This window comes from Anoxybacillus pushchinoensis, from assembly GCF_900111795.1.
Classification (GTDB): domain Bacteria; phylum Bacillota; class Bacilli; order Bacillales; family Anoxybacillaceae; genus Anoxybacillus; species Anoxybacillus pushchinoensis.
On record NZ_FOJQ01000025.1, the window covers coordinates 1 to 5,933 of the forward strand.

The following is a 5,933-nucleotide window of genomic DNA, read 5'->3' on the forward strand; positions in this document are numbered from 1 at the left end:
TTATTTTCCTGGAACGATGGTAGAAAAGAAGAAAAAATACGTGCAGTTCGTCAAAGCCGACATCGTACCGAACTGTATTGAGGAGGAATAACATGAAAGTTTGTAGCATTGGCTTGCGAGGGATGGAAGGGTATCGCGCGCAAGACAGTACGAACGATATGGGAAGAGGTAACGAACGGACGTGTGCCAGTCGATGTGCTGTTTGCGACAAGTCGGCTGACAAAAAGGCAACAGCAACTGCTTCAGCATTGGTCGTCTACATACGACTGGAGCAACCGCGTGCAAACAAAAATCATTCGCCTCGCTCGCACGATCGCCGATCTAGCAGGAACGTATGACATCACAGATGAAGCACACTATGGAAGGCGCTGACGTTTCGACGGATGAACGAAGGACGGAAAGAAAGGAATGTGGAGGGAACGATGCCCGCCACCTAAACAATAATTGTGCTATAATAGATGATAGGGAGGTGAAGGTGATGAATGATCTGAAAGAAATGTTGCGGTCGGTTTTGCAGGAGGAGTTTAAGCCGATTCATGAACGTCTTGATCGTCTTGAAGGAACGGTCGCACAGCTTCAAGAAGGTCAAAAAGCGCTACAACGAGATGTCACAGAATTGCAAGAAGGCCAAAAGGCGTTGCAACGAGATGTCGCAGAATTGCAAGAAGGTCAAAAGGCGTTGCAACGAGATGTCACCGAATTGCAAGAAGGTCAAAAGGCGTTGCAGCAAGATGTTACTCACCTTCAAAAGGGACAGCAAAAGTTGGAAACAGACATGGACCATATGAAACAATCGCTCGGAAATATGGAAAAGACCCAGCAGCAAATTCTCGAGGAGCTCCGCATATCGAAAAACAATCAAACGCTTATGCTAAACGATTTGACAAACATCAAAAAGTCGGTTGATGTGACCGTTTCATATTTGCGACGTCGATCTGATGTAATGTTTGATAAAGTGATCGAACACGAGAAAGAAATTTTAAACTTAAAATCGCGCTTACCGAACTAACTCCCCTATGGGAGCTATTTTTTTTTGCTCTATGTTTACTATACGCAAAAAATTCAAAAATATTTTGTTGAAATTTTTTAATTTTTTATGTACGATACTTAGTAAGTGAAGCTGTTTGCATCCCCCTTACTGTTATACCCCTTTGTGCAAACGGTTTCACTTGAAAGAAAATTTAAATAAAGGAGGAGCAAATGGTGAAGGGAAGATGGAGAAAGTATGTCGCTTATTTCTCAATCTTTTTGCTTTTTGCACAGTTGTTTTCATTTAGCGCAATCGTTCGCGCAAATGAACCAGTGCAAAGCCCTGTTGTCAACGGAAACGATGTGACATTTCGCTACGTTGGAACGGGAGAAGAACAGTCTGTTTTGCTGGTCGGATCGTTTAATGACTGGCAAACAGATGGTGAGAAAAAGATTGAATTGACGAAAGAAAGCGATCATATTTGGTCAGTAACAAAAACGCTTCCAGATGGAACGTACATGTACAAATTTGTTGTAGACAGAAATTGGATGACAGATCCATTAAATAACAACGAAGCAGATGATGGATATGGCGGAAAAAATAGCGTTGTCGTAGTCGGTCAACCTGCTCAGCAGCAGGAGCGTGTTGTGACGCTCGTTGGCAATTTACAAAATGAGCTTGGGCATGAAAAAGAGTGGGATCCGACAGCGACAGCTACCGTCATGAAGCATGAAGGAAACGGCTTGTACACGTTCACTGGTGTACTCCCGGCAGGTACGTATGAGTACAAAATCGCGATAAACGGAAGCTGGGATGAAAACTATGGTGCAGGTGGACGGAACGGTGGAAACATTTCTTTCACGCTTGAAAAAGAGACAGAAGTAACGTTTTATTACCACGATAGTACTCATGCGATCGCTGATTCAACGTGGTATACGCCGATTCCAAAAGAAAAACAGCCGCGATTAGTCGGAACGATTTTGCCTGCGATCGGCTATGAAAAAGAAGTCGATGGTTGGACGCCAGAGACGTCGAGTGCATTTTTAGTCGATAATAACTTCGACTTCATTTACACATTTACTGCTCGTGTACCAAAAGGAAACTATGAATTTAAAGTGACGTTAGGGAATAGTTGGGATGAAAGTTATCCTCAAGATAATGCTAAATTAAACGTGTTAGAAGAAACGACAATTACGTTCTTCTTTAACGCAAAAACAAAGGAGTTATATACAGACTACAGTCCAACAGGTTCGGATGGCAACGTTGACAAAGATCGTTTAAAGCATAATACGTGGGACTCTTTATATCGTCAGCCGTTTGGAGCAGTGAAAGCAGGAACGGAAGTGACGTTACGTTTAGCTGCGAAAAAAGGCGATGTAACGAAAGCGAACGTGTATGTGAAGAATACAACGACAGGAACGGCGAAGTTGTACGGGATGAGCAAAGTAGGAGTGATCGGAGACGATGAATATTGGGAAGCGACATTCACTCCTGAAGAAAAAGGGTTATATGGCTATAAATTTATCGCGATGGACGGTGCAGCTAAAGCAGAGTATGGTGAGGATACACAAGAAGGTCAATGGGGACGAGCGGTAGATAAAAACGCAGAATTATTCCAATTGACTGTATATGACCCAAACTATAAAACGCCAGATTGGATGAAACAGGCGGTTGTATATCAAATTTTCCCTGATCGTTTCTTTAATGGAAATCCAAATAACGACAAAGTGAAAGAATATGGGCGTGGAAATGAGCCAATTGAGTATCGGGAGTGGTCGCAACTTCCTGACAATCCACGTATGAAAGATACTCCTGGATATGATGGCGACGGGTTTTGGAATAACGACTTTTTTGGTGGAGACATTGCAGGAATTGAACAAAAGTTAGATTACTTGCAGTCTTTAGGTGTAAATACAATTTACTTAAACCCGATTGCGCATGCGCCATCAAACCATAAGTATGATGCACAAGATTTTAAAGAAATTGATCCGATGTTCGGAACACCTGAAGAGTTTGAATCATTTGTGAAAGCGATTGCATCACGCGGTATGCATCTTATTTTAGACGGTGTATTTAATCACGTATCAGACGATTCTATTTACTTTGATCGTTACGGAAAATACCCGACTGTTGGAGCATATGAATATTGGTCGGCTGTGTATGATTTGATGAATGAAAAAGGGTTGTCGGAAGAGGAAGCACGTGCTCAAGTAGAACAAAAGTTTAAAGATGAGGGACAACAGTTCAGTCCGTACGGATTTCATTTATGGTTCAATATCGAGAATGAAAAAGTAAATGGTGTATACAAATATCAATCGTGGTGGGGATTTGATAGTTTACCAGAATTTAAGTCTGTCACTGGAACGAAAGTACCGTATGCGAGCGAATTAAATAATGAGCAACTCGCAAACTACATGTTTTACGAGCAAGATTCTGTTGCTAAAAGTTGGATTACGCGCGGAGCATCCGGTTGGCGTTTAGATGTAGCTAATGAGGTGGATACGGCGTTTTGGCGTGAGTTTCGTAAAGAGTTGTTGCAAGGTGACTATGACCGTGGGCCAACGCTCAAAAACGGACAACAGCCGTTAATTCTCGGTGAAATTTGGGATGATGCATCAAAATACTTCCTTGGTGATCAATACGATTCAGTCATGAACTACCGTTTCCGCGGAGCTGTATTAGACTTTTTACGAAACGGTAAAGCAGAGGAAATCGATGCGCGATTAACAGCTATTCGTGAAGATTATCCGGAAGAAGCTTTTTATGCGCTAATGAACCTTATCGGCTCACATGATACGGCGCGTGCCATCTTCTTGCTTGGGAACGGAACAGATTCGTACGAGCGTGCTGAACTTGATCCGAACTATAATGAGCAACTTGGTAAACAACGTTCCAAAGTGGCTGTAATTTTCCAAATGGGTTATCCGGGAGCACCAACGATTTACTACGGCGATGAAGCAGGTGTAACAGGCTCTAAAGATCCAGACAATCGTCGTACGTATCCGTGGGGAAGCGAAGACAAGGAGCTTATTGCACATTATCAAAAAGTAGGTGCGATTCGCACGAAGCATCAAGATGTATTAGCGAAAGGAACAATTGAGACAGTATATGCGAAAGGTGATGTGTACGTCTTTGCCCGTCAGTACGGAAAAGATGTTGCGCTTATCGCGATGAACCGTGGGAATAGCGCGCAAACGGTACAGTTGGATGTTTCTTCAATCATTCCGAATGGAACAAGCTTTGTTGATGAACTACATGACGAATATGAAGTGACAGTATCGAACGGAAAGGTACAGCTAAACATTCCTGCCCTCGATGGACGCATGTTGTTTGGAAAAGTAACTGTTAATATGCCGAATGAGGTGACGAACGTTCAAGCGACAGCAGGCGTTGGACAAGTGACGTTAACGTGGGAAGGTGATGCACCGACTTATCGCATTTATCAATCCCCGTTAAAAGGTGCAGGTTATACGTTCGTGAAAGAGACGAATGAGGAAAAGGCTATCATTGATGGTCTGAAAAATGGAACAGCGTATTATTTTGCTGTTACAGCTGTTGATGAAAACGGAAATGAGTCGGCTAAAGTAGAAACGAATCGCGTCGTGCCACATTATCCTTTAAATGAGCAGCATATTGTACATGTGGACATCGTAAGCGATGATGTTTTGGACTTGGCAAAAGCGATCGTTGTTGAAGCGAAAGTGCGCATTGATGATGTAACAAAGCACGGCTTAGCGGACGGTTTAGAAGCTGTATTACAAGTGAAAAGACCGAATCATGAAAAGTGGGAAAACGTGCAGGCGGCATACGAACGTCAAGACGGTGAAGATAACGTATTCCGAGCATCGTTTATCCCGTTAGTTTCGGGAACGTACACGTATCGTTACGGCTTTACAACAAATCTCGGTGACAGTTGGGTGTATACAGAAGAAGAAACGTTTACACTCACTGCAAATGAGGCAGATCAACAAGCACCAGCAAAGGGCATTCAGCTCTTGCAACCAGATGTCGAATCTGGTCAAGTAAATTTATCATGGTCGTTTATTGAAAGAGACGATCATGATGCTTATATGGTAGTCATTGAGCGCGACGGTCAAGTGATTCATACGACAACAACGATTAGCACATCATTTACAGATTATGATGTAGAAAACGGAAAAACGTACACATATGTCGTAAAACTGTACGACCGAGCAGGAAATGTTGTCGAATCCAATGCGGTGGAAGTAACACCGAACATCGTTATGGTTCAAGTGACGTTTAAAGTGAGAGCGCCTAGTTACACGCCGTTAGATACGCGTATTACTATTCCAAACAGCTTGAACGGTTGGAACACAGGAGCTTGGGAAATGACGCGTGGTGGAGCGGTAACACCGGATTGGGAGTTTACAACGGAACTGCAAGAAGGTGAGACGATCAACTACAAATATGTAAAAGGAGCGTCTTGGGATCAAGAAGGATTAGCTGATCATACACGTGATGATCAAACAGATGATGATGTTAGCTATTATGGCTATGGCGCAATCGGAACGGAGTTAAAAGTTACGGTACAAAATCAAGGCAATAACAAAATGATCATTCAAGATTACATTTTACGTTGGATCGATATGCCTGTCGTTATTGAAGAAGTGAAAAAAGATGGCGATCGCGTCACGATAAAAGGAAACGCCATTAAAGGCGGTGTGCTCACGATCAATAAAGAACATGTAACGATTCACGATGATATGTCATTTACGTACACGTTCACACCGAATGCAAACCAAAAAGAAGTAGCTATCCATATTGAGCCTTCTGAAGAAAGCAAGGCGAATATTTTCAAAAATGACGGTGGAGCCATTGCGAAAAATACGAAAAGTTATGTGTTAAACATTGAAACGAAGCAATTACGTGAAGGGGTGTTAACTGAGCAGCCAGACAGCGGCACAACACCAGGAAGTGGCACAACACCAGGAAGCGGTACAAC

The 5,933-nt window shown here is 42.7% G+C and carries 3 protein-coding genes; all 3 read left to right on the forward strand.

Going from position 1 to position 5,933, the window contains the following annotated elements; genetic code table 11:
- Positions 1–108 precede the first annotated feature (108 nt).
- Positions 109–372, forward strand: coding sequence for a magnesium chelatase subunit ChlI family protein (locus tag BM213_RS08235; protein ID WP_244149221.1), 264 nt, complete (start codon positions 109–111; stop codon positions 370–372).
- Between the two features lie 106 nt (positions 373–478).
- Positions 479–1,009: a hypothetical protein gene (locus BM213_RS08240; RefSeq protein ID WP_425265923.1), complete on the forward strand. Its 531-nt coding sequence runs from the start codon at positions 479–481 to the stop codon at positions 1,007–1,009.
- A gap of 194 nt (positions 1,010–1,203) precedes the next feature.
- Positions 1,204–5,933: pullulanase X25 domain-containing protein (locus BM213_RS08245; protein ID WP_244149222.1), on the forward strand; the 4,730-nt coding region annotated here is incomplete at its 3' end.

Bases quoted from the DNA above. Each gene is read 5' to 3' on its own strand.
- BM213_RS08240 (WP_425265923.1), top strand. From the start codon at position 479: ATGAATGATCTGAAAGAAATGTTGCGGTCGGTTTTGCAGGAGGAGTTT.